At 37.4% G+C, this 21,820-nt stretch carries 21 protein-coding genes; 17 read left to right on the plus strand and 4 right to left on the minus strand.

Annotation, left to right across the window (positions count from 1 at the left end; translation table 11 throughout):
- Positions 1-23: 23 nt before the first annotated feature.
- Positions 24-473: a hypothetical protein gene (locus LEP1GSC202_RS19035; protein ID WP_039929588.1), complete on the minus strand. Its 450-nt coding sequence runs from the start codon at positions 471-473 to the stop codon at positions 24-26.
- 140 nt (positions 474-613) lie between these two features.
- Here LEP1GSC202_RS19035 and speE point away from each other — a divergent pair, with 140 nt between their 5' ends.
- The 11 genes from speE (at position 614) to LEP1GSC202_RS19090 (ending at position 10,634) form a co-directional block, all read left to right on the plus strand.
- Positions 614-1,459 (plus strand): polyamine aminopropyltransferase, encoded by an 846-nt coding sequence (speE, locus tag LEP1GSC202_RS19040; protein ID WP_015679252.1) that lies wholly within the window; start codon positions 614-616, stop codon positions 1,457-1,459.
- A 33-nt stretch (positions 1,460-1,492) separates the two neighbouring features.
- Positions 1,493-2,725 (plus strand): hypothetical protein, encoded by a 1,233-nt coding sequence (locus LEP1GSC202_RS19045; protein WP_015679324.1) that lies wholly within the window; start codon positions 1,493-1,495, stop codon positions 2,723-2,725.
- Positions 2,715-3,437 carry a hypothetical protein gene (locus LEP1GSC202_RS19050; protein ID WP_015679397.1) on the plus strand — a complete coding sequence of 241 codons (723 nt, stop codon included), beginning with the start codon at positions 2,715-2,717 and terminating at the stop codon, positions 3,435-3,437. Before LEP1GSC202_RS19045 ends, LEP1GSC202_RS19050 begins: the two co-directional genes overlap by 11 nt.
- On the plus strand, positions 3,434-4,312 hold the full coding sequence (locus tag LEP1GSC202_RS19055; RefSeq protein ID WP_015679421.1) for a hypothetical protein: 879 nt from the start codon (positions 3,434-3,436) through the stop codon (positions 4,310-4,312). The genes LEP1GSC202_RS19050 and LEP1GSC202_RS19055 overlap by 4 nt, the downstream gene beginning before the upstream one ends.
- Positions 4,309-5,127 carry an orotidine-5'-phosphate decarboxylase gene (pyrF, locus tag LEP1GSC202_RS19060; RefSeq protein ID WP_015679296.1) on the plus strand — a complete coding sequence of 273 codons (819 nt, stop codon included), beginning with the start codon at positions 4,309-4,311 and terminating at the stop codon, positions 5,125-5,127. The genes LEP1GSC202_RS19055 and pyrF overlap by 4 nt, the downstream gene beginning before the upstream one ends.
- Before the next feature lie 26 nt (positions 5,128-5,153).
- Positions 5,154-6,425 (plus strand): NAD(P)/FAD-dependent oxidoreductase, encoded by a 1,272-nt coding sequence (locus tag LEP1GSC202_RS19065; RefSeq protein ID WP_015679354.1) that lies wholly within the window; start codon positions 5,154-5,156, stop codon positions 6,423-6,425.
- 8 nt (positions 6,426-6,433) lie between these two features.
- Positions 6,434-7,237, plus strand: coding sequence for a DUF1365 domain-containing protein (locus tag LEP1GSC202_RS19070; RefSeq protein ID WP_039929615.1), 804 nt, complete (start codon positions 6,434-6,436; stop codon positions 7,235-7,237).
- Positions 7,194-8,507, plus strand: a complete 1,314-nt coding sequence (locus LEP1GSC202_RS19075; protein WP_051125399.1) for an SAM-dependent methyltransferase — start codon at positions 7,194-7,196, stop codon at positions 8,505-8,507. The genes LEP1GSC202_RS19070 and LEP1GSC202_RS19075 overlap by 44 nt, the downstream gene beginning before the upstream one ends.
- 115 nt (positions 8,508-8,622) lie before the next feature.
- A complete protein-coding gene (locus LEP1GSC202_RS19080; RefSeq protein ID WP_015679213.1) occupies positions 8,623-9,069 on the plus strand; it encodes an SRPBCC family protein in 447 nt (148 codons plus the stop codon).
- 58 nt (positions 9,070-9,127) lie between these two features.
- Entirely contained in the window at positions 9,128-9,490 is a 363-nt protein-coding gene (locus LEP1GSC202_RS19085; RefSeq protein WP_015679287.1) for a protein kinase family protein, read from the plus strand.
- Positions 9,491-9,572: 82 nt separating this feature from the next.
- Complete coding sequence (locus LEP1GSC202_RS19090) at positions 9,573-10,634, plus strand: DUF1574 domain-containing protein (protein WP_015679227.1); 1,062 nt, start codon at positions 9,573-9,575, stop codon at positions 10,632-10,634.
- Here the strand turns inward: LEP1GSC202_RS19090 and LEP1GSC202_RS19095 are convergent.
- Positions 10,588-12,099 (minus strand): peptidase MA, encoded by a 1,512-nt coding sequence (locus tag LEP1GSC202_RS19095; RefSeq protein ID WP_015679462.1) that lies wholly within the window; start codon positions 12,097-12,099, stop codon positions 10,588-10,590. The genes LEP1GSC202_RS19090 and LEP1GSC202_RS19095 overlap by 47 nt on opposite strands.
- Here LEP1GSC202_RS19095 and LEP1GSC202_RS19100 point away from each other — a divergent pair.
- The 6 genes from LEP1GSC202_RS19100 to LEP1GSC202_RS19125 are packed head-to-tail and all read left to right on the plus strand — an operon-like array spanning position 12,094 to position 18,781.
- A complete protein-coding gene (locus LEP1GSC202_RS19100) occupies positions 12,094-12,741 on the plus strand; it encodes a hypothetical protein (RefSeq protein WP_039929590.1) in 648 nt (215 codons plus the stop codon). The genes LEP1GSC202_RS19095 and LEP1GSC202_RS19100 overlap by 6 nt on opposite strands.
- A 34-nt stretch (positions 12,742-12,775) precedes the next feature.
- Positions 12,776-14,251 carry a nucleotidyltransferase family protein gene (locus LEP1GSC202_RS19105; protein WP_015679378.1) on the plus strand — a complete coding sequence of 492 codons (1,476 nt, stop codon included), beginning with the start codon at positions 12,776-12,778 and terminating at the stop codon, positions 14,249-14,251.
- Positions 14,241-15,281: an NAD-dependent epimerase/dehydratase family protein gene (locus tag LEP1GSC202_RS19110; protein ID WP_015679297.1), complete on the plus strand. Its 1,041-nt coding sequence runs from the start codon at positions 14,241-14,243 to the stop codon at positions 15,279-15,281. Before LEP1GSC202_RS19105 ends, LEP1GSC202_RS19110 begins: the two co-directional genes overlap by 11 nt.
- A 1-nt stretch (position 15,282) precedes the next feature.
- Positions 15,283-16,005, plus strand: coding sequence for a glycosyltransferase family 2 protein (locus tag LEP1GSC202_RS19115; RefSeq protein WP_015679409.1), 723 nt, complete (start codon positions 15,283-15,285; stop codon positions 16,003-16,005).
- Entirely contained in the window at positions 15,978-17,567 is a 1,590-nt protein-coding gene (locus LEP1GSC202_RS19120) for a hypothetical protein (protein ID WP_015679230.1), read from the plus strand. Before LEP1GSC202_RS19115 ends, LEP1GSC202_RS19120 begins: the two co-directional genes overlap by 28 nt.
- Complete coding sequence (locus LEP1GSC202_RS19125; RefSeq protein WP_015679281.1) at positions 17,567-18,781, plus strand: AZOBR_p60025 family cell surface glycopolymer formation protein; 1,215 nt, start codon at positions 17,567-17,569, stop codon at positions 18,779-18,781. Before LEP1GSC202_RS19120 ends, LEP1GSC202_RS19125 begins: the two co-directional genes overlap by 1 nt.
- Here LEP1GSC202_RS19125 and LEP1GSC202_RS19130 read toward each other — a convergent pair.
- Positions 18,778-20,250: a PDZ domain-containing protein gene (locus tag LEP1GSC202_RS19130; RefSeq protein ID WP_015679341.1), complete on the minus strand. Its 1,473-nt coding sequence runs from the start codon at positions 20,248-20,250 to the stop codon at positions 18,778-18,780. The two genes, LEP1GSC202_RS19125 and LEP1GSC202_RS19130, sit on opposite strands and share 4 nt — an antisense overlap.
- Positions 20,247-21,737: a S1C family serine protease gene (locus LEP1GSC202_RS19135; RefSeq protein WP_425256029.1), complete on the minus strand. Its 1,491-nt coding sequence runs from the start codon at positions 21,735-21,737 to the stop codon at positions 20,247-20,249. Before LEP1GSC202_RS19135 ends, LEP1GSC202_RS19130 begins: the two co-directional genes overlap by 4 nt.
- Between the last annotated feature and the right edge of the window lie 83 nt (positions 21,738-21,820).

The following is a 21,820-nucleotide window of genomic DNA, read 5'->3' on the forward strand; positions in this document are numbered from 1 at the left end:
TTGCAAGAGATTTTTTTTAATTTTTAGGGAGAAGACTCTTTTTTGGGGAGTTTTTGCATCTCCTCAACACTTGGGAGTTGTTTGGAAGAGTGCCTGATTTCACCTGAGGCATTGAGTAAAAAGTATTGTGGGAGAGATTCATTTTTGAGTGAGGCAAATCGGTCATCGAGGATGAGGGTTTGGAATTCGTTGTCGCGGGGGGTGAAGTTGAGTAAGACGTAGGTTCCGAGGTCGGGTTTCCCTTCGCCACATTCCAATCCTCTTAACATTTCACATCGGGATTTGGTGACTGCAAGCAAAATGAGTTTTCCTTCTCTCGAAGCTTGTCCAAAGGCAAATGACTTATTATGACCCCAGTGGATTTCTTCGCTCGCCATTTGGTTGATTTTGATGTAACCAAAAACGAGGAGTAAGATAAAAACTGGCATAGCCAAAAATCCGACGAGGTAAAAAACGCGAGAATATTTCTGCATACATGCCTATGGAAAGGGACTGTCCCATTCCCGCCAAGTTCAATTTTTAAGCCTTCGTAAAGCTAAAACTTTAAAAAAAACTACACTCTCTTCTTCCCATTCCTATTCTGGTTCAAAGAGAGAATCCTTAGGAGCATTTAATGGAGATTTGGTACACAGAAAAATTGGAATTAGAAAAAGGGCGAGCTGTTAGTTACCGAGTAACAAAAACAATCGAAAGCCTACAATCTCCGTTCCAAAAAATAGATATTTTTGAGACACAGTCTTTTGGCCGTATGTTTACACTTGATGGTGTAACAATGGTTACCAACAAAGACGAACATTCTTACCATGAAATGATTGCCCATATCCCAATGATGAGTCATCCCAATCCAGAATCAGTTCTTGTGATTGGAGGAGGAGATGGTGGAACCGTTCGTGAAGTTTTAAAACACCCTTCCGTCAAAGAAGTTGTGTTATGCGAAATTGACAAAGCTGTTGTCGACATCAGTTATAAATATTTTCCTGAATGTGCAGATGCAATGAAAGATCCAAAAGTCATCCACCACTACGATGACGGAGCAAAATTTGCGCGTGACAATAAAGGAAGGTTTGATGTGATCCTTGTGGATTCCAGTGATCCTGTAGGGCCTGCAGAAGTTTTGTTTAAAGAACCATTTTTTCGTGATATGGCGAGTGCCTTAAAACCAACAGGAATCATTGCCACACAAGCAGAATCATTTTGGTATCATGGAGATGTGATCACATCACTTTTCGAATTCATTCCAAAGATTTTCCCAGAGTATGGTTACTATTACACAACCATCCCAACATATCCTTCTGGAATCATTGGATTTACATTTTTATCCAATGCCATTGATCCGTATTCGGTCACTCCAGATCCAAAACGGGTTCCAAAAGGCCTTAAGTACTATAGCCCTGATATCCACAAAGCGGCTTTTGTTTTACCTGAATTTGCAAAAGCATACATCAAACGAAAAGGCTAAAACTTTGTGAAATGTTTCACTCTCTATCTTTCTATGTTGGTTTGGCTTTTTGCCATTCCAACCTCTTTGCTATTTGCAGAGGAAACAGATGCAACCAAATTAGAATTGGAAGCGGAATCGTATGAAAGTAGAGGGTATTATAAAAAGGGCCAAATCCTCCGAGAAAAGATTAAAAAAATCCGTTCCAGGAATTTCCAAAGGTCTTATAGCGAACCTGAATACATTCCATCGAACCAAAACATACCTGCTACAAACAATGGATCATTGGAGTTTTCCGGTGGGAAATGGGAGATTGGGTTAAGAGGCCTTCAATCGTTTTCGATGTTCCAGTCTGGAAAAGAATGGAGTTTTGACGATGGTAGGATTGCATTCCAAGCAGGAACCCCTTACTTCCCACGTTCCGAGATTGGATACCAAAACATCCGTTCATTACCCTTTACCAATGAGTGGAATGACAAAAGAAGGGAATCAAATTTCATTTCGCCTCGATTTGCCTACCTACACAAATCCAAAAAATGGGGTCTTGAGTATGTGTATTTGCAATCCAACACATCACGGAATTATTTTACATTCGGTTATCTAGATGGTTTCCAATACGGAAACCAAGCGGATGCATTTAGAAATGCAGATCACAAATTTGTTGTGCAAGTATTTGAAGAATATTCGTCTAACAAAAGTTTTTCTTGGGAGTTTGGGTTTCGATTTGGTTCGATGAACACTAATTCTTCGCAACATTCGATGACCTTAGGCCAAACCAGTTTATTAAAAGACCAAATCAATTATATCGCACCAAGTACTGGTTTTAAGTTTTATCACCATTTGACGAATGTTTGGTCCTATGAATTTGGGGGAGATTTATTTTTTACACCTGGAGCCAAATTGCAGTACAAAAGGGATATGTTTACCAATGCTGGCGGGTACACTCGTTTTAGTGGTGAAAAAATATCCTATGATGAAATGTATTCTATCTTTTCGGAAAAAAATCTAGATACGGCAATCATTGGTCTGAATCTGATCACACAATTCAATTGGCAACCTTTTACCCATCACAAATTTCATTTAGGATTACAATACTTACAATACAACTGGAGAGCCAATGAATCACGTGCACCTGGATTTCGGGCCGCAAACATTGAGTCGTATACATCCGCTTTCAAAGACTATTACTTAAGTTCTGGTTATTATGAATCTGATGGATATAATAGTCGCCCAAATAGAGTGTATGCGATTGCAAATTTGTTTTTAGGATATACCTATGTGTTTTGAGAAAAAACTCAGAATTTTTATACTGCTAATTTGTTTTCTCTTAGTGGGATGTGATGTATCCCTTCGAGTGTATCGGCCGTTTCCCAATGAAAAGGAATACGACTTTGTCAAAAAAATGGACCATATACAAGTAGAAGTCAAAGATGAAAACCGAATGAAAATGGGATTATTTGATCCATTTTTTTTTGATGCCCAAAGTTTAGAGAATGAATATGGTCCCTTATCGTATTTGATTCGTAAGGAATTGTCCATTCGGGAACAAAGGTTCCCTCTGCTTATAGAAAGAGGTGGTAACATTCGTATTGAGTCATTTGAATTGGTTTCATTGGATCGATGCCACGAAAACTTAACCTATGTTCGACTCAAAGGGAATTTTCAAATTCGTGGATTTGGACAGGAAGATTTTGATTATTATGATGAAATCCTTTCCCATGTAACCAATTGTTATCTTTTAGGAAGTACGATTACAATCCTTCCTTTGGTTTGGTATGTGCCGTATAGTGGATTCCGTGGAAACCGAGAAGACCAAATCAACCAACTAGGACGAAATGCATTAAATGAGTTTTTTAACCAATTGGAGTTATCTTCGGGTTTCCAAAACAATGTGAAGGTGATGAGGCAAGATGAAATCAAAACTCCGCCGACAAAGAAAAAACCGAAAACAGAAGAACCAATGGATCCAAAGTTAAAGGAAATTATTGACTCGTTATGAAACGTTATCCGATCCTTTTTGTATTCTGTTTGGGAGTTTTGGTAATCAATTGTTATTCGTTAGAAAAACAATACAATTACGGGAATCCGTATTTACCAAGTCCAGAATTTACAGAAGATGACCCTCAATTCGAAGAAGGGGAACCAGTTTGGATTTTGGACAAAACTGGAGACTGGATTTTTTCGATTCCCTCCAAAATTGTTTTATGGAACCGAAAGGCAGACAACCATCACATCTCTAAAGAAACGAAAGAATATTTGATTCGTTATATGAAGGAGAATAATTTACGTGATGTAAAGGTTAGATTTAACCAATATGCTCCGTTATCAGAATGGAAACGGTTGTCCAAAAACCAAAATATCAATCCAGTGGTTCGTTATTTTTTTGGTTCTCTTTCTTTACTTGCCTATACTTTTTTACCGGGTCGTTTGTTTGCCGGTACTATAAGTGGCGACCATTACAATGCATTTACCAACACCATCAATTTGTATTCCGATTTACCTCCCGTTGCCATCCATGAAGGAGGGCATGCAAAGGATTTTGCACAAAGGGAAAAACGTACTTTATATGCAGCTGTCTATGCGATTCCCATTGTAGGAAGTTTGTACCACGAAGCAAAGGCATCCGATGATGCCCTCAATTACTTTGCTGAAAAGGAAGATGTGGCACAATTAGAATCTTCCTTCGAACTTCTGACCCCAGCGTATGCGACCTATGTGGGGGGAGCGATTGGTGATGTTGTCGTAAACCCTATCACTACTTTTACGGTCATCCCAGGTCATATTTATGGTCGTTACAAAAAAAGAGACATCTCTCTTGAAATGGAAAAACGCAAACAAAAGAAAACGATAAAGGAAATCAAACCGAGTCCATGACCTCATTTTTATCAAAGTTCCACTCCCGCCGTGACCAGTTACGATCCCAACTCTGCATCGGAATTGATCCGGAATTGGAAAAATTACCAAAAGTTTGTTTGGAATCCAAGTCCCCTCTTGTTCATTTTTCGGAAACCATCATTCGGTACACCCACCCCTTTGCCGTTTCTTGGAAACCCAATATTGCTTTTTTTGAACGGTTAGGAGCGGAAGGGTATTTTGCATTAGAACATATGGTCCACCTAATGAAAGAGGTTTCGCCAGAGGTTCCGATTGTAATGGATGCAAAACGTGGTGACCTTGCCAATACAGCAAAAGAATATGCGAAGTATTTTTTCCAAACCTTAAAAGTGGATGCCCTGACAGTGAATCCCTATATGGGCCGAGATAGTTTGGAACCCTATCTTGATTTAGGTGGTTATTTGTTTGTGCTTGGGTTAACTTCCAATCCAAGTTCACGGGACTTACAAAAATTAAAAACCGAAGGCAGTGGTCTCTATTTCTATGAAGAGGTCAGTGACCAAATGGCAAAACTTTCCGAGACCTACCCAGGACAGATTGGCCTTGTTGTCGGAGGGACCCATCCATCTGAGATCCAATCCCTTCGTAAACGTCATCGTGATTTATGTTTTCTCATTCCAGGATTTGGAGCACAAGGTGGAGACTTGGAATCGATCCTAAATGCTTCTGGCAAAGAAGCATTGATCAATTCATCCCGCGGCATTACACTTAGCACTCTCACAGAAAATTATGGGGAAGTTTCAAAAAAGAAAGCAGAAGAAGTCCATTTGCAAATGAACCAACTCTTTTCATAACGGTCTAATCACCATTAGGGAAACAAGTGAAAGAAACATTAGCAATTGTCGGAACTGGAATCGCAGGATTGGGTTCTGCTTACTTTTTAAAAAATGATTTTGATTTAACAATATTTGACTCTGCCAATTACATTGGTGGTCATACCAACACGGTTATGGTAGAAGAAGATGGGATCCAAATTCCGATCGATACAGGGTTCATTGTCTTCAATCACGTAACCTATCCGAATTTATTGCGTTTGTTCCAAACCTTAGGTGTGCCCACAAAAAAATCGGACATGTCATTTAGCGTACAACATGATCCCACCAAACTTGAATTTTGTGGATCAGGACTCTCTGGATTATTTGCACAAAAACGAAACTTATTCCGTCCGCGTTATCTGAAGATGTTACTTGAAATCGATCGTTTCAATTCAAACGCACCAAAAATTCTGGAGAACCCTACCTATGATGATTGGAACTTAGGGCGTTATATGCAGACGTTTGGTTATGGTAAGGACATCCTCAATTATTATTTAGTTCCAATGAGTTCTGCTGTTTGGTCCACACCACCTGATTTGATGTTGGAATTCCCAGCCAAATCTCTCATTCGCTTTTTTTATAATCATGGTTTTTTAGGTCTCAATACACAACACCAATGGTATACAGTGGATGGCGGTTCAAAAGAATACGTTAAACGAATCATCCCACCGATCCAAAACCGAATCCGATTGAATACAGCCATACAAGCAGTCACTCGATTGCCAAATGGAAAAGTGGAACTCAGTTTACCAGAAGGGAAAAAGGAAGTTTTTGATAAGGTGTTACTGGCTACCCATGGTCATTTGTCTGCCAAACTCTTACAAAATCCAACAAAACTTGAAAAGGAATTATTACCACTTTACAAATACCAACACAACACTGCCACCCTGCATACCGATGAAACAGATATGCCAACGATTCAATCTTGTTGGTCGAGTTGGAATTATAAAATCATAGAAGGGCAAAACGGAAAACAGGAACCGTATACGATTTATTGGATGAATCGTTTGCAAAATGTTTCGAAGAAGAAAAACTATTTTGTGACTATCAATGATCCAGACCGTGTGAAAAAAAGCCATCTCATCAAAAAAATAGATTATGAACACCCACTTTTTTCTGTAGAGGCTTCTCTTGGGCAAAGCCGTTTGCCGAAGTTAAATGAGGACGGGCCGATTTATTTTGCAGGTGCATATTTCCGATATGGATTTCACGAAGATGGATTTTTATCAGCAGTGAATGTTTCCAAAAGCATTTTAAAACGAGATCCATGGACCTAAATTCTTGTATGTATGAGGCGGACGTATTCCATATGCGTACCGCACCGACCCAAAACAAGTTCCAATATAAAATTTTTAATTTTTATATTGATCTGGAAGAAATAGACCAGTTGTCCCACAAGAGTTTGTTTTTCTCGCGGAATCGGTGGAATCTATTTTCTTACTTCGACAAAGACCATTTGCAATTTGGAAAACAGACAACGTATGAGAATGTGAAAGCATTTTTGGAAGCGTCTGGAGTGAAAGGTTCAGTGGGAAAAATTTTCCTCTTAACCAATTTTCGAGTCCTTGGTTATGTGTTTAACCCGGTGAGTTTTTATTTTTGTTTTGCATCAGATGGAACTCCACTTGTTGCCATTGCGGAAGTTGGCAATACCTTTGGGGAAATCAAACCCTACATAGGTAAATTCCAATCTGGGGAAGGTACAATCGCAGACCCAGAAGTGTACATCCGAGAACCAAAACATTTTTATGTCTCACCCTTTATCCCATTGGATTCTGAATTCGAATTCCGTTTGAATGTTCCGAATGAAAAATTACAGATTGGAGTCGACTCTTATGAAGATGGGAAACGAATTTTAATTACATCCTTTATTGGAAAAAAAATTCCATTTAAGACCCAATCTCTATTAAAACTTTTCATCCAATTTCCATTTATTACCGTCAAAATAATAACATTGATTCATTGGCAAGCCTTCAAGTTGTGGATCAAAAAAATTCCTTACATAAAGAAACACCAAAACTTAGAGAAACAAACAGGAGTTCCCCTTGGAAAAATCAGCGAACCAGTCCCTTTTACAAGAAACGATTGATTCAGAGCTTTTTACTGAACTAAAGGATAAGACGGTCACCGAACAATATCCCATTTACAAAAAGATATTTTTTAAAGCAATGAGTTCCATGAAGAGAGGATCATTACGAATGATTCTACCTAACGGAGAGCAGGTGGTGCTTGGTGATGCAAATAGCAATTATGAGCCAAAATTTCATTCCGCTCTCATTCAAGTGAAAGATCCTGTTTTCTTTAAAAAATCCGTATTACATGGTGATATTGGATTTTCAGAATCTTATTTAACAGGTGATTGGGATACTGACTCGATTGAAAACGTAATCTCATGGTTTATTTTGAATGTAGATGAAACTCCAAATTTATCAGGAGCAAAGAAAAAACTTTTCCATTTGGATCTGTTCAATTTAGGAAATAAATTCTTACATTTTTTAAGACGGAATACACTCACTGGTAGTAAAAAGAACATTGTAGAACATTATGATTTAGGTAATAGTTTTTATAAACTATTCTTAGATCCTACTATGACGTATAGTTCTGCTTATTTTGAGTCACTTGACCAAACTTTGGAAGAAGCACAAACCACAAAGGTGGATAAACTTTGCCAAAAGTTAAAACTAAATCCGAATGACCATTTATTGGAAATTGGAAGTGGATGGGGATTTTTATCCATCCATGCGGCAAAAAATTATGGATGCAAGGTAACAACTGTTACTTTGTCTGAAGAACAATACAAATATGCAAAAGAACGAATCGCCAATGAGGGATTGTCAGACAAAATTGAGATTCGGATCCAAGACTACCGTAAAATTGAGGGTAAGTTCACTAAACTTGTATCAGTTGAAATGTTGGAAGCAGTTGGTGATGCATTTTATGAAACATTCTTTCAAAAGTGTCAGGATCTTTTGGCACAAGATGGAATAATGGCACTCCAAGTGATCACTTGCCCTGATTCTAGGTTCACTGCTTTTAAAAAGGGGATCGATTTCATCCAAAAACATATTTTCCCTGGTTCGCTTTTGCCTTCGATTGGGCGAATGAACCAAGCGATCAATCGCACGGGGGATATGTATCTCCACCATTTGGAAGATATGGGTCTTAGTTATGCAAAAACACTTAGGATTTGGTTACGTGCCTTTGAAGACAATTTGGCTTTAGTGAGAAATCAAGGGTATAGCGAAACGTTTATTCGTAAGTGGAGGTACTACTTAGCATATTGCGCTGCTGCGTTCCAAATGCGAAACATCAGTGTCGTGCAGTCTGTTTATGTTCGACCCAACAATCTAAACATCTAAACTTTGTTCTGAGACTCTTAAACCCACCAATGGATGGAAGAATTTCGATCCATTGGTACTAGGTTGCCTAAAAAAACATCTTGCCAAACCAATCGAAAACCTTATCTCTCTGTCTATGAGAGAAACCAAATCTGTTTTTACATTTGATGAACCTATTGAACGATTGTGGTCCGCGGTCACCGTTTATGAAGTGTTAGTGCATTGGTTGGCAGATGAGGTAAGGGGAAGGCCAAAAGTTGGAGGTGAGTTTTCTTGGACATGGAAATTAGGCCTGGAAGGAAATTTCACATCCCATGGAGTTTATAAAAAAATTGAACCATTAAAAGAACTTGTAATGGAATGGAAAGACCATCCAGCCGGGGATATTTTTTTGCAGTTATTATTTGAAAGCACAGGGCCAAATCAATCCAAATTAACAATTGTTAATGGGGGATTTCCTGACAACGATTCTTCACAAGTATGGCTAGATGGTGCCAAAGAGGCATGGGACGGACAAGCTGTACACCTAAAAGACTTCTTAAAACAAAATCCAGATATCAGCATATTTATGAAAAAAACTTGATCTCTCGACCCTTTCTAAAATCCTGGTAAAAGTAAGGGTTGTTAAGGAGGGTTGGAAGATGGAATATCCTGAATTGGAATCTTATTTCCAGAAATTAACTGATATAACAGACCGTATCGCAATGATGAACAATCATTTTGATGCGACACCTGAGATCGACATACCACAGTTAACTGAGTTTTTTGATGATATCCAATCAAAAGATTGGGAGAACACCGACAGAGAGTATTACGAACTCTTTACTAGTTATTTCACATTCCATGTGAAAACAGTGGAAGAAATCATCCAAGAAGCACGTGAAATCTTAAATCCAGAGAATAGAGAACACGTGAAAAAATTAGTGAGCCATGTTCGTAAGGCTGATGATTGGTTCCTTAGTCTTAAAAAGAAACGTAAACTTGCTCGCACACAAGTAGCATAAACACTTTCTCCCTCATTCGAAAGTCTGGGGGAGGTTCTCAATTCGCTTTACATTTTAATCCGTTTCCTTTCTCCTTTCAGATATGCTCAAGGCACGGTTCCTTTTTTACCCAGTTTTTCTTTTAGTTTTTTTGTTTTTTGTGGATTCCATTTTTAGAATCCCTTATGTACAAATCATAACAAAGATTGACCTGACAGCGGTTAACTATAAAGCAAAAGCTGATTTTTTGGATTCACTCATCCAAAAAAAAACTGGGGTTGGTGAGTCAAAATCCAAAAAAATCATGTTCATTTTGGGTTCTTCTCGCCTTCTTTATTTTGATCATGATGAATTGGTATCGTTTTACCCAGAGTGGGAAATTTATAACCTTTCTTCAGCCGTCACAACTCCAGCTTATTATGACTACCAATTAACAAAACTTTTAGATGCTGGCATCAAACCTGATCTTGTGATCATGGAAACTGATCCAAACCAGTTCAATCACAACTCTGTCTTCAAAAGTTCCAATTTAACTTATAGTTTCGACTTAGGGTATGTGTTTTCTAATATCCAATTGTTTGGAAAGGACTATGTTTCTTTTTACCTTGGGCGTAAACTTTTTGCTGTTGGAACTTACAAACCTTACCTCGACCAGATGTGGAAAAATTATAAAAATCCCTATTTAGTCAATGCTTTTGAAATGCATAAAGCGACTTACGATTATATTTTATCACATAATGGAAACGGACTTTCACCTATCGACAATTATATGGAGAAAAACTCCAATTCATTATTACAAACAAGCCATAGAACCTTGGATTGGTTGTTTGCCTCCTACCAAAGGAGTGGAATGCAATTTGGATTTTACGAAAAAATTCTATTTAGATTGAATCAGGAAGGCATCAAAGTGGTAGTCGTTTGGCCATTGTCTTCCCCAGATTTTGAATCCCTAATGGAAAAAGAATCCCTGGTTGGATTATGGGAAAAAGAAGTAAATGAAATCACATCCAAATACAATTATTCTATTTTAAAATTAAAAAATGATTCCTCATATTCTTGTAATGCGTTTGCAGATGGTGGCCACGTTGCGAAGGACTGTTACCGAGGTCTGATGCGTTCTATTCTATTGGAATACTTTCGGAAGTATGAACCAAACCGTTTGTAAATTCAAAACCACAAATCGGGAATTGGTGCCCATGATCAGTGCCTATCACAGATTTTAAAGACCTAGGTTTTGTTCTCACCGGAGCGAATGTCTCCTCTGTTTCTGTTACATTCCGAAAGCTCGCATTGAAACCAGAAGGGGAATCTGCCCATAAAAAGATTCCTTTCCCGATTCCAGCGACTCGGCCATAATTTTTTCTTGAAGAACTTACGAGAATATTTGGTGGAGCAGTATTATAAAAGTTAGTGGATCCTTGTTTGATGGTATTTTTTATTGTTGTCGGAGTTACTTGGTTAGCGAGCGTATTAAACCGATTCAAACTAGTAGGGAGTGGGTAGTAGTGGACTGCATTTGACAAATCAATTGTGTTTATATTTCCTCCATCAATTTGCACTTGCTCTACAGAAGAAAAATTAGTTAAACCAAAGCTATACCCTGTGATGAGAGTGTACATCCGAAAGAAGATATCGGAATTCTGGGTGGTGAGAGCAGAGGATTGGAAATTCGCGCTGGTTTGGAAAACTGACATCAAACTTCCCGTGGAGTTGGCACGGATTCCATTCACGCCTAACACGGAATTACGAAAAAAACTTTGTTTTTGTGCCTCTGTTGTGCCTGAACTTTCATAAAGATACTTCAAAAATACATAGGCAAAGGCATATTGTTTGAGGACTTCGCTACTGCTATTATTCCAATCTAATAAGGAAACACCATTGATCCCATCCGAACAACGTGATTCTCTCCCTGCATAACAATCCAAACGACTGGTTTGCGGTCCAAACCCTGCAATGTCACTGGCCACTTCACTTGTTCCTTCGTTGATCCAAAGTTCGTCGGTTTGACCCACTTCATACATCCTGGGAAACCGAAGTAAATGTTGGAATTCATGCGCTGCTGTGGATGTAAATGCGGTTGGATCGGAATTATTTGCCGCAATTAATTCTTTTCCATCTAAGTACAATACTTCTGCAAAATTGGAACGAATCCTTGATAAAAAATTATCAGAAAAATAATTTACTGGGTCATAATATCCTGCCACATAAGGACTGTTTGCTGTAGCACCATCTCTTATATCCATCACCAATATTTTGATTTTGCCATCTCCATCTCTGTCACTTGGGGTTCCAAATGTGGCAATAAGTTTGCTGTAAGTATTGGTATCAAAAACTTTCCCAAAGTTCACCAAATCGTAATTAGTGGAAAGGGATACTTCTTTATAAACTTGTACATTGTTCCCATCATACAAAAGTTGAACTGGTACACAGACACTCGTTTGTGTGGTAAGGTCTCTTGCCCAAAGCCCATTACCTGAGTTACAATTCCCAACGAGTAATAAATACGTTCCGAGTAAAACGGAAGAATTGTCATTTGGTTCTTCTTTTGTTGCCAGAAGTAAGGGATAACAATTGAAAAAAATAGATGAAATAAATAGAAGAGCAGCGATTACTCGGTAATTCAAGTGCATAAATTTTTAATATTATCCCTTATTTGCCTTCTACCTGTTTGGACGAAACCTGTGGTAGGAAAATCACTGGAAGGATTGTATATTTCAGACCGTCAAACAACTGAAAATGGATACCTAGTGATAGGTATAGAGATTTTCCAGGAAAAAGGAAAGTTTTTTTACTACGCACAAGAACTTCGTTATAAAAAAACCTTAGGTTGGGAAGAAATCCTCTTTGTAGGGAAAATCACGAATCTAACGGAAGAAATCCATTTGGTCCCTGAGGGATGCCAAATCCGTGCCACAAAGGAATGGGGGCAAAAGTTTGCTCTCCTCCGCCGTTTTGATTGTGAACATTTACAGTTCACGCTGATCAAAAATCAAGACAATGTCTGGGTTTTGTCTGAATCACTCCTGGGAACCTTGGAAAACATCCCGCTGGTGTTTGCTTTAGAACACAAGGCAGGGAACCCTGTGGGAGTCCAACTGAGTGGCTTACCTGTGGGTCGGGAAGGGATTTGGGGCTTCCATTTGAATGGCATTGGGGAGAAAAACCCTGAGAAAACCTGGAACCCTTCTAAGGGGAATTGGGAGCCATTTAAAGGCTTTGGGGACAACAAGGAACTCCAATTCTACCGATGGAAACGAACCTTTTCTAATTGACCCAATCCTTCCTTCCAGGGACTTTCCTTTTACATTGAAAAAGATCAGAATTGGGGTGATTGCCGCCGCTGGAAAAGGTACCAGAGCCTATCCCCGTACGAGTTTTATACCAAAACCACTCTTTGTCATCGAAGGAAAAACCATCCTCCATAGGAATGTGGAGCTAATGGCAAAAACATTCGGGATTGAAAAGGTGTATGTCCTTGTTGGCCATCTTAAAGAACAAATTAAGGCTGAAGTGGAACACATTCGTTTGGCACTTCCCAAAGTAGTGATCGAAACTGTGTTATGGACGGAAAAAGGTTTGGCTTCCGATGTGGCAAGCCTGGAAAAAATGATCCATGAACCTTTCCTTACCATATTAGGGGATGAGTTTTATTACCGTTCCAATCATGAAATGTTTCTCAAAGTTTTGAAGAAACATCCAAAAATGTCCGCATCCATCGGGATCGTAAAAACTTCTCTTCTTTCTCGAATCCGTAAGAACTATTCTGTTGTATTAGAAGATGATAAAATTCTAAATTTAGTTGAAAAACCAGAAAACCCACCAAATGAACTTTTGGGACTTGGGAGTTATTATTTTACACCTGAATATTTTGAGTTTTTTAAAAAAACACCTGCCTCACCCAAATCTGGTGTGATCGAAATTACGGATGTCATTGATAAAATGGCAAAAGAAACGAGTGGTGGAGTGTATGCAACCACCCTGAATTGTGAATATTTTAACATCAACTCCATGCAGGATTACTACCATGCAGTGTATGAAGTTCGAAATGATTTGTTTTCCAAATTCAAAACGAGTTTGATTATCCCTACCAATCATAATGAACGATCGATTACAGATGTCATCGTAGATTTTAAAGATAAATTCAATGAAATCATTGTGATTGATAATGAATCAACAGATGAAACACTCAGTCTTGCAAAAAAAGAAAAGGTGAAAACGTATACTTTCCCAGGGGATGGAGACCCATCTTTACTGGGCGAGCAAGTCCGTCGTGGGATCGAATATGCAACGGGAGATATTTTGGTTGTGGTATCTCCAGATGGATCGTTTCGTTCCAAAGATTTTCCAAAACTATTGGAATACATGAAGGACTCTGACATGGTCATAGGAACAAGGACCACAAGGCAGATGATCGAACAAGGCTCCAATTTAAAACCTTTATACCGATTGGTAAATTTACTTATGGGTAAACTTGTGGAAGTGTTTTGGTGGGGGCAAGAACCAAGGTTTACAGACGTAGATTGCCAATTTTTTTCTGTATGGCGAGAGTCATATGACCGAGTTAAACCCCAGTTAGTTGTCGAAGATCGTAAGTTTATTGTGGAAATGATGATAGATATCGTTAGATCTCATATGAGATGTATCGAAATTCCTGTTTCTTATTTTAAACCAGTAGGACAAGTGGAATACCGATTACGGGATATGATTTCGGATTCATTCCAAATATTAAAATTGATTTTATCAAAAAAGTTTTTCTTAGGAGAAAGTCGCGATGGCGAATAAAGTATTGGTTACAGGTGGTTGTGGATTTTTAGGATCCCATGTTTGTGAATTGTTCCGTAAAGAAGGTTGGGATGTTGTCAGTTTTGATAACATGACAAAATATGAATTGAAACGAACTGGTTACGGAACGGACGCCACTAGAGATTATAACTGGAACTATTTAAAATCACTTGGTGTGACCATGGTAAAAGGTGACATTCGCAATTTGGAACATCTAATGGACCGAAGTGTAGATTGTGATTACATCATCCACACAGCTGCACAACCTGCGATGACCATTTCTTGGGAAGACCCAGAACTTGATTTTTCAACCAATGTGATTGGAACGTTTAATGTGATGGAAGCAGCAAGGAAACACAAAATTCCTGTGGTAAACACATCTTCCATCCATGTTTATGGAAATTCGATTAACGATAGCTTAAAAGAAGACAAAACTTCTTATGTGAGAGAACCAGTAGAAATTCCAGTCACTCACCCAACCATGGTGGGACAAATTTCACCACTACACGCATCCAAAATGAGTGCCGAACACTATGTTCGTTCTTATACCGATATGTATGGAGTTAAGGCTGCGAGTTTTCGTTTTACTGGAATTTACGGTGAACGTCAGTTTGGTGGTGAAGATCACGGTTGGGTAGCAAATTTTGCAATTCGATCCGTTTTTGGTCTTCCACTCCGTATCTTTGGAACTGGAAAACAAACACGTGATATTTTACATGCTGAAGATGGGGCAAAATCTTATTTGGAATTTTTTAAGAATCCAATCCCTGGTGTTTACAATATTGGGGGTGCAAGCCCACATAAAATTTCCTTGTTAGAATGTATCTCACTCATTGGTGAAATACTAGGTAAAAAACAAGAGATCCTTTTTGAAGTCGAAAGGCCAGGGGACATGCGTTACTTCATTTGTGATATCACTGAAGCGAAGAAATTTGGATTTAATCCTAAAATCCTTCCAAAAGAAGGAGTCACTCGCTTACTTAAGTGGATTGAAGCAAACAAAGACGTATTCAACATCGCTGGTAAATAATATGGCAAATCGAACACTTGTGGTGATCCCAGCTTATAATGAAGCCACCACAATTGAAGAAGTGGTGCGAGGTGCAATTGCTTATGCAGATGTTTCAGTCACTGATGATGCAAGTAAAGATGAGACAGCTTCCATTCTAAAAAAACTCTCAAAAGAATTTGGGAAAAGACTCAATGTCATTCGACATGAAAAAAATACTCATATTCCCAAGGGTATCCAAGATGGAATGAAGTATGCTGTCGAAAAAAAATACGACTGGGTCATCACTATGGACGCTGGTTTGTCTCATGATGCCAATTACTTAAGAGAATTCATTGAATTTCCAAATTGTGATTTGGTCATTGGGTCTCGCACTTCCACAGTGAATGTTCCATTGTATCGTAAGTTTATTTCATGGCTCGCCGCAAAAGTGATGAACTACTGTTTATCCAATGGAGTTTTTAATTTGTTTGGGAATCGTTTACGTGATTGTACAAGTGGATATAGACGTTATTCCAAACCAATGTTTGAAAAAATTGCAAATTACCCATTGGAATCAGTTGCTTTTGATTTTCATATGGAAGCTCTATCGATTGTTTCTAAAAATAATGGAAGTATACAAGAGCTACCTATCAAATATGTTTTTTCGAATAGTAGTTTTAATCGTAAAGTATTAAAACTCGCCATCCAATTTGCAAAAAAACTTTTATTAAGAAAATGGAAACTGATCCCCGATTACCCATAACAAAAAGCCGTATTGGAATCAAATGGAGAGTATTCCTAGTCACCATTTGTTTGTTAGTTGGTATTTTTGCACTCGATCGGATTTTGTTTTATGATTTGTACTTTTTGTTTCCAAACGAAACAGAGTGGGATTCGTCCCCTTGGTACAATTTTATTTATAAAACAAAATCCTTACAAAATCAAAAAAAAGAACATCGAACCATCATAACAGGTAGTTCGGTGGCATTGTATTCTGTTTTACCGGATGAGTTAAATCAAAAAGAAATTCGGAAAACAAAATACGATTTTTTTTCCCATGTGGCAATGTCTCCAACGGATCTTTATTATTATAAAGAGACATTACTTTCGACTCGTCCCGATGTCGTTGTGTATTTGCATAACTTTGCTGATTTGCAATGGGAGTATTTGGATCAAAAACAAAATTCATTGATCTTCCAAGAAGAGATTTGGGTGAAACAATTGGCCGATCGGTATCCAACAAAAACAATTTATCCGACACAGTATTTAAAGGATTATTGGAATCGAATTTCGAGAAAATCTTTTTCCAAACTGGCAACCAAATCAATGTTTTATGTGAGTCGATTTCGAATATTTTTTTGGGATCCCATCATTGTTTATATAGACAATCATTTCCGAAGTGGGAGAAAATACCATCTCTACCAAGGAGAGATTCCAATTGAAGGAATTTGGTCAAAAGGTTGGACAAAAGAAATCGCAACGATACAATGCAGCGAACAAAGAAAAGGTGAGTCAATATTCATCCAAAAACCAAATACTGATATAACCTTTCAATTTTACCAAAACCAAAAAACGTTGGATCTGAAAACTCCAAGTGTAACAATTCAAAAATCATTTTCAAAAACAGGTTGGACAGAGATTCAATGGAAGGATTTGGCCGGAAAGGAAATCGTTTGGCAAATCGTTCAAATTCATGTGAATACGAATCTTCCAACTGCCAAAGAAGTGAATTTGATTCGGTATGGAAAAGATGAATCAGTTGGAATTCGTTTGTCTCATTTTTTTTGTAAAACATTTTCAAAAGAAAATTACTCATATTCCAGAAGGAGTTTTTGGGATGATACTCGATTCATCCAAATGAGTGATTCAGAATTTAGGGAAGAATACTTTGAAAGAATGATTCGTGATTCTGCTAACAGAAATGAACTCTTTCGCCTTCATAAGGTTAGGGAAGCAAAAAAAACAGTGAATGCTGTTGATTTCCAACCCTGGAAAGAATACAATAGAATCTTAGAAATTTCAGATTATTTTCAAGCCAATAAAATTCCCTTTGTTTTGGTTTTAAGTCCAGAAAATCCTATCGAGTTTGCGTTTTATAAAGACTCTCAATGGAGAAAAGATTGGGTTAATGATTTGCGTAACAAATTAGCGAAACGAGGACACGTGCTCATTGACCATACTGAAGCCGTTAAAGATGTTCGGTATTTTTTTGATCCTCACCATTTAACATACGAAGGTGCAAGTTTTTACGATCTCATTTTTGCCAAATCATTAGAACCATATCTATCAGATCCAAAAACAGAAACGTTTCAGGAGAAACCATAATGTTGTTAAAAAAGCTAAATCCAGTATTCAATTATTTAAACTCGAAACAGTGGTTAACGATTTTTGTTTTTCTATTATTATGGGGAATCACTTCCGTTTCCTATTGGAAAAAATACGATTGGAATCCAAGTTCCATGGTAAATTTTGGGCATGAGTTTGCTTTGCAAAACAAGTCCGAAACTCCAGAGAATGCAATTCTATTTAAAGGAGAAGCAGGTGATTTAGGAGCTGGATATGATGGGCAAATTTTTTACTATTTTTCAAGGCCACTTTCTAATTTTAATTTAAATTGGCCTAAAGGATTTGATGAATCCTACCGTGCTCCACGGATCGGTTATCCAATGTTAGTTGGTATTTTTGGTTTGTTTGGAAAAACGAGTGCCATTTTTGGGATGTATTTTTGGAATATTACGCTGATTCTTATTTCTTATTTTTATTTAAGAAAACTTTTGGATGATGAAGTAAAACCTTATGCGATTTTATACTTATTAAGCCCGTTTGCATTAGGTAGTTATTACGTTCTCGTTAGTGATTCGGTTATGGTTTCCATCCTAATCATTGCATATTACTATTTTGTAAAAGAAAAATACCTAATATTTGTTTTATTATCTAGTTTAGCAATCCTTACAAAAGAACCAGCATTGTTTTTATTATTCCCTCTTGGCTTAGCTGCTTTGTTTCGTAAAGATAGGAAAAAAATGATTGTGGTTGGATCGGTTTTGGTGATTCCCATTTGTTGGCATTTGTATTTATCATATCGTTTTCCAAATTGGAGACCAGGTCGACTTACAGACTTTATCATGCCATTTGAGGGATTGATTTCCTATATGGAATCCATTTGGCGCCAATTGGCGGTTGGCACTAACATAAAGGAACTTGCGAGGCTTTTATCTCGATTCCCATTAGTGGTTTTGTTTTTTTTAGGAGTGTTTTTACCCTTCACTGGAAAACTGAATAAAGGTTGGGAATTTAGAATTTCGTTTTTGTTTGTCCTCTTTATGATAGGCACAGCTGGGTATTATCATTTTTGGTCTGTATATGAAAATGTATCGAGAATGTTTACTCTGAGCATTCCAATTTTACTTTTACTGTTCAATGAAGACAGAACCATCCGTAAACAAGAATATGTTTTGGTGACCATCCTCATTTTATTTTTATTCCTAATAAAAGTATTATTCATTTCTAAACAAATGAATTACCAGGTTGGGTTTTAGAAATTGAAATCTTGTTGGACTTGAAAATTCTTTTTGGCTTCTTCGTTTAGACTTCGAATTTCTTCCTTTTTAAAGATGAGTTCGTAACCATCACCTAATACGAATTGAATGAATGGTGAATCGGATTGGTTTACAATTTGTTTGAGTTCTTCTAGAGAAGAAATCTCCTTACCATTCACAGATTTTAAAATCACCTGATGGGTTGTATGGTAAGCCTTATTCCCAGAAAGCGGGAATACTTGTGATAAAAAAACAATTTTCCCTTCTTTTTGATTACGTTTGATTCGATAAAAATCATTTAAGTACAATAATTCTTTACTTACTCGGTTTCGCCATTGGTTCCCGTGTTCTGTTAGGTATTGTTCTGAAAGTTCTAAAAATACTATGCCAGCTAACATTAAATATTTGGGAGTTTGGAACCTGGTATTCCCATGAGGAATGCGAATGTCAGTCTCATTTAAAGGTTTCGTTTCGAGCTCCAGTTGGATTGGTTTTTTCTTACGTAATACTTTTAGTTTAATTTTTTTACCAAAGGCTGATTCTGAATCATAGGTATTATGGAATAAATAGGAAAGATTGAGTTTTCCAAATTTGGGATGGTCAAAATAACCTTTTGGATCAATTTTATAATTTGATACTTCTAAAATCACATCTTCTAATTCTAAAATTCCTGAAGCAGAAGAATTTGGGTAAATTTCTGCGACTAAAACTCCCAAGTCGTCTTTCCTGAGTCCAAAATAATTTCTAGAAGCTAAATCAGGAAGTGGTTTGAATCGAAATCCTTTGAAGGGGAAAGATTTTCCTTCGATAAAATGTTTGATGGCAAATGACGGGATCATTTTACCCAATCCGTTTTCTTTGAACTGGTATAACACTCCTTGCGGAATTCTGGAAGTTACATCCACAACAAGTTCTCCAATTCCATCCAACTTTTCTTCGGATTGAATTTCTATATAAGGTAATTCTACATAACCTCTCGCATATGAATCGACATCCAATCGGATCATCCTAATTTTTTTTTCTTCTAAGTTCCTTTGGTCTTTACTTTCCATCACAAGTCCTGTGCCGGGAACAAAAACTTCGTTTGGAAATAAAACGGGTTTTAAATCTTTTTGAAAACTAGGATCATCTAACTTTAGAATGGCGAGACCTAAGTCCGCATCTAACCTTTCCAATTCAGCTGTATAAACCTTTAAGGCATCTGGTTTTTTTACTTCGATATTGGTGTAAAAGTAGATTGCTTGCGCCGGAACTAAAATACGATTTTCTCCAATATAAATTCCAGTGGATTGTCGAATCTCAGGGTTTTTGAATCGCCAAGGTTGGATCATATTTGGATATAATACTGTTACCTTAATTTGAAGAATCGAAGCATCGTTGCTCCCAACAGGAATCGATTTACCAAATAATTGAAAATGGCAAAGTAGAGAAACGAGTAAGATGGTTAGAAATAAATTTGTTAATTTCATTTGTTTCCTGTTATATGATAGGAGCGTTTGATTTCGCTATTAACTTTTTCTGTTTCGTCTCGGTCTAAAAGTAACGGAACTTGAATTCCATAAAATTGGATTTTAATTGTTTTCTCTTTTGAGTTTTGGTACAATTCTTTTAAGTGTTTTAAGTTTTTTACTTTAGTTCCATTAAATGTTTCCACCACCATATTCAAATAAAAGTCAGTATGAGAATTGATCGGATGGGGTAATTTTCGATAGAATACTACATCTTCGTTATCACCTTCACTTAGTGGATACGCTTCATAAAATCGATACACAAGTAAACTCCCACCTTGTGTTTGGCCAGTTTTACTCCATGCTTCTAACAAATCGCGTGTTACCGTTTGGAATAGAAGCCCACCTAATAATAAATAATCGTATTCTTTTCCATAACTTGCTCTTTGGTTTTCCATAAGTGCCATTTTTTTTGCAGGGAAACGGACCTGGATTTTTTTCCTTTCTCTTATCAAATCAAATTGGATTTCTTCACCAGCAAATTTGTTATCAATCACTTCTAAAAAATCGATAGAATTTGTTTCGATTAAATTACCATTCCTTCCTATTTTACGTCCGTCAATTGCTGTTAAGTAATCACCTGGATACAAAAAACCTTCTGCAGATCCTTGTTTGAATACTCTAGTGACAAATACACCTTCTTCTAATGTTGGTATGCCATAAAACTTACGATGAGATTCTGAAAATGAATTTTGAGTTTGGATCCCAAGTTCAACATATCCATGGTAAATTCCATCCTCTATATCTTTTAAAAAATGTTGGATGACATTTGTTGGTATGATATACCCTATATTTTCTCCTTTTGTGGAAGCTTGGAAGGCGACACCGACAACTTTCCCATCTTGGAGTGCCGGACCACCGGAATTCCCTGGATTTATGGCAGCATCTACTTGGACTACCAAGTGACTGTCGATCCCAGTATGAGCATAAGTGGATTGTTCGATTCTGGATACAATTCCCCGACTAACAGAAATTCTACTTCCTCCAATAGGATATCCAATGATGTCCACGGGGCTAGCCAGTTCCGGTATTCCACCTAACTCAAGTTGTATGCTATTTTGGTAGAAATTTTCGTCAGGAACTTCCAAAATAGCCAAATCACAATCATGTGCAATGTACAATACTTTTAATTCGTACCATTCCGTTTGGTTGTATCTTTGCACTTCCATGAACTTAGCATTCGAAACAACATGGGCATTCGTCAGAATTCGATTTTTTGAAATGATAAATCCAGAGCCAGTCGAAGCCGAAATCCCGGAAGACATCCAAGGGGAGTAGGGGTCTTTTGTTTGTGAAAATACGCGGATTTGGACTACAGATTTCTTCAATTCGTCAATGGATTGCGCGTGTAAATCTGAAGGAATCGGAATGTTGAATAAAATCAGAAAAAATAAAATAGTACTCGCAAAGGGAATTGGGGGCATTAGTCTTTTTTTTTGATTCTGCATGAGTTTTTTTGAATCCATTTTATTCGGATCGGTTGCCTTTTTTTCTTTGATCACTGGCATCGTTTCCTTTAGAAAGAACCCTC

The organism is Leptospira yanagawae serovar Saopaulo str. Sao Paulo = ATCC 700523 (assembly GCF_000332475.2).
GTDB classification, from domain to species: domain Bacteria; phylum Spirochaetota; class Leptospiria; order Leptospirales; family Leptospiraceae; genus Leptospira_A; species Leptospira_A yanagawae.

What these genes read in the sequence shown, in the direction of transcription:
- LEP1GSC202_RS19130 (WP_015679341.1), bottom strand. Translation starts at nt 20,250, where the DNA reads ATGAAATTAACAAATTTATTTCTAACCATCTTACTCGTTTCTCTACTT.
- LEP1GSC202_RS19115 (WP_015679409.1), top strand. Translation starts at nt 15,283, where the DNA reads ATGGCAAATCGAACACTTGTGGTGATCCCAGCTTATAATGAAGCCACC.
- LEP1GSC202_RS19110 (WP_015679297.1), top strand. Translation starts at nt 14,241, where the DNA reads ATGGCGAATAAAGTATTGGTTACAGGTGGTTGTGGATTTTTAGGATCC.
- LEP1GSC202_RS19070 (WP_039929615.1), top strand. Translation starts at nt 6,434, where the DNA reads ATGTATGAGGCGGACGTATTCCATATGCGTACCGCACCGACCCAAAAC.
- LEP1GSC202_RS19035 (WP_039929588.1), bottom strand. Translation starts at nt 473, where the DNA reads ATGCAGAAATATTCTCGCGTTTTTTACCTCGTCGGATTTTTGGCTATG.
- LEP1GSC202_RS19135 (WP_425256029.1), bottom strand. Translation starts at nt 21,737, where the DNA reads ATGCAGAATCAAAAAAAAAGACTAATGCCCCCAATTCCCTTTGCGAGT.
- pyrF (WP_015679296.1), top strand. Translation starts at nt 4,309, where the DNA reads ATGACCTCATTTTTATCAAAGTTCCACTCCCGCCGTGACCAGTTACGA.
- LEP1GSC202_RS19085 (WP_015679287.1), top strand. Translation starts at nt 9,128, where the DNA reads ATGGAATATCCTGAATTGGAATCTTATTTCCAGAAATTAACTGATATA.
- LEP1GSC202_RS19125 (WP_015679281.1), top strand. Translation starts at nt 17,567, where the DNA reads ATGTTGTTAAAAAAGCTAAATCCAGTATTCAATTATTTAAACTCGAAA.
- LEP1GSC202_RS19045 (WP_015679324.1), top strand. Translation starts at nt 1,493, where the DNA reads ATGTTGGTTTGGCTTTTTGCCATTCCAACCTCTTTGCTATTTGCAGAG.
- LEP1GSC202_RS19080 (WP_015679213.1), top strand. Translation starts at nt 8,623, where the DNA reads ATGAGAGAAACCAAATCTGTTTTTACATTTGATGAACCTATTGAACGA.
- LEP1GSC202_RS19095 (WP_015679462.1), bottom strand. Translation starts at nt 12,099, where the DNA reads ATGCACTTGAATTACCGAGTAATCGCTGCTCTTCTATTTATTTCATCT.
- speE (WP_015679252.1), top strand. Translation starts at nt 614, where the DNA reads ATGGAGATTTGGTACACAGAAAAATTGGAATTAGAAAAAGGGCGAGCT.
- LEP1GSC202_RS19055 (WP_015679421.1), top strand. Translation starts at nt 3,434, where the DNA reads ATGAAACGTTATCCGATCCTTTTTGTATTCTGTTTGGGAGTTTTGGTA.
- LEP1GSC202_RS19090 (WP_015679227.1), top strand. Translation starts at nt 9,573, where the DNA reads ATGCTCAAGGCACGGTTCCTTTTTTACCCAGTTTTTCTTTTAGTTTTT.
- LEP1GSC202_RS19050 (WP_015679397.1), top strand. Translation starts at nt 2,715, where the DNA reads ATGTGTTTTGAGAAAAAACTCAGAATTTTTATACTGCTAATTTGTTTT.
- LEP1GSC202_RS19120 (WP_015679230.1), top strand. Translation starts at nt 15,978, where the DNA reads ATGGAAACTGATCCCCGATTACCCATAACAAAAAGCCGTATTGGAATC.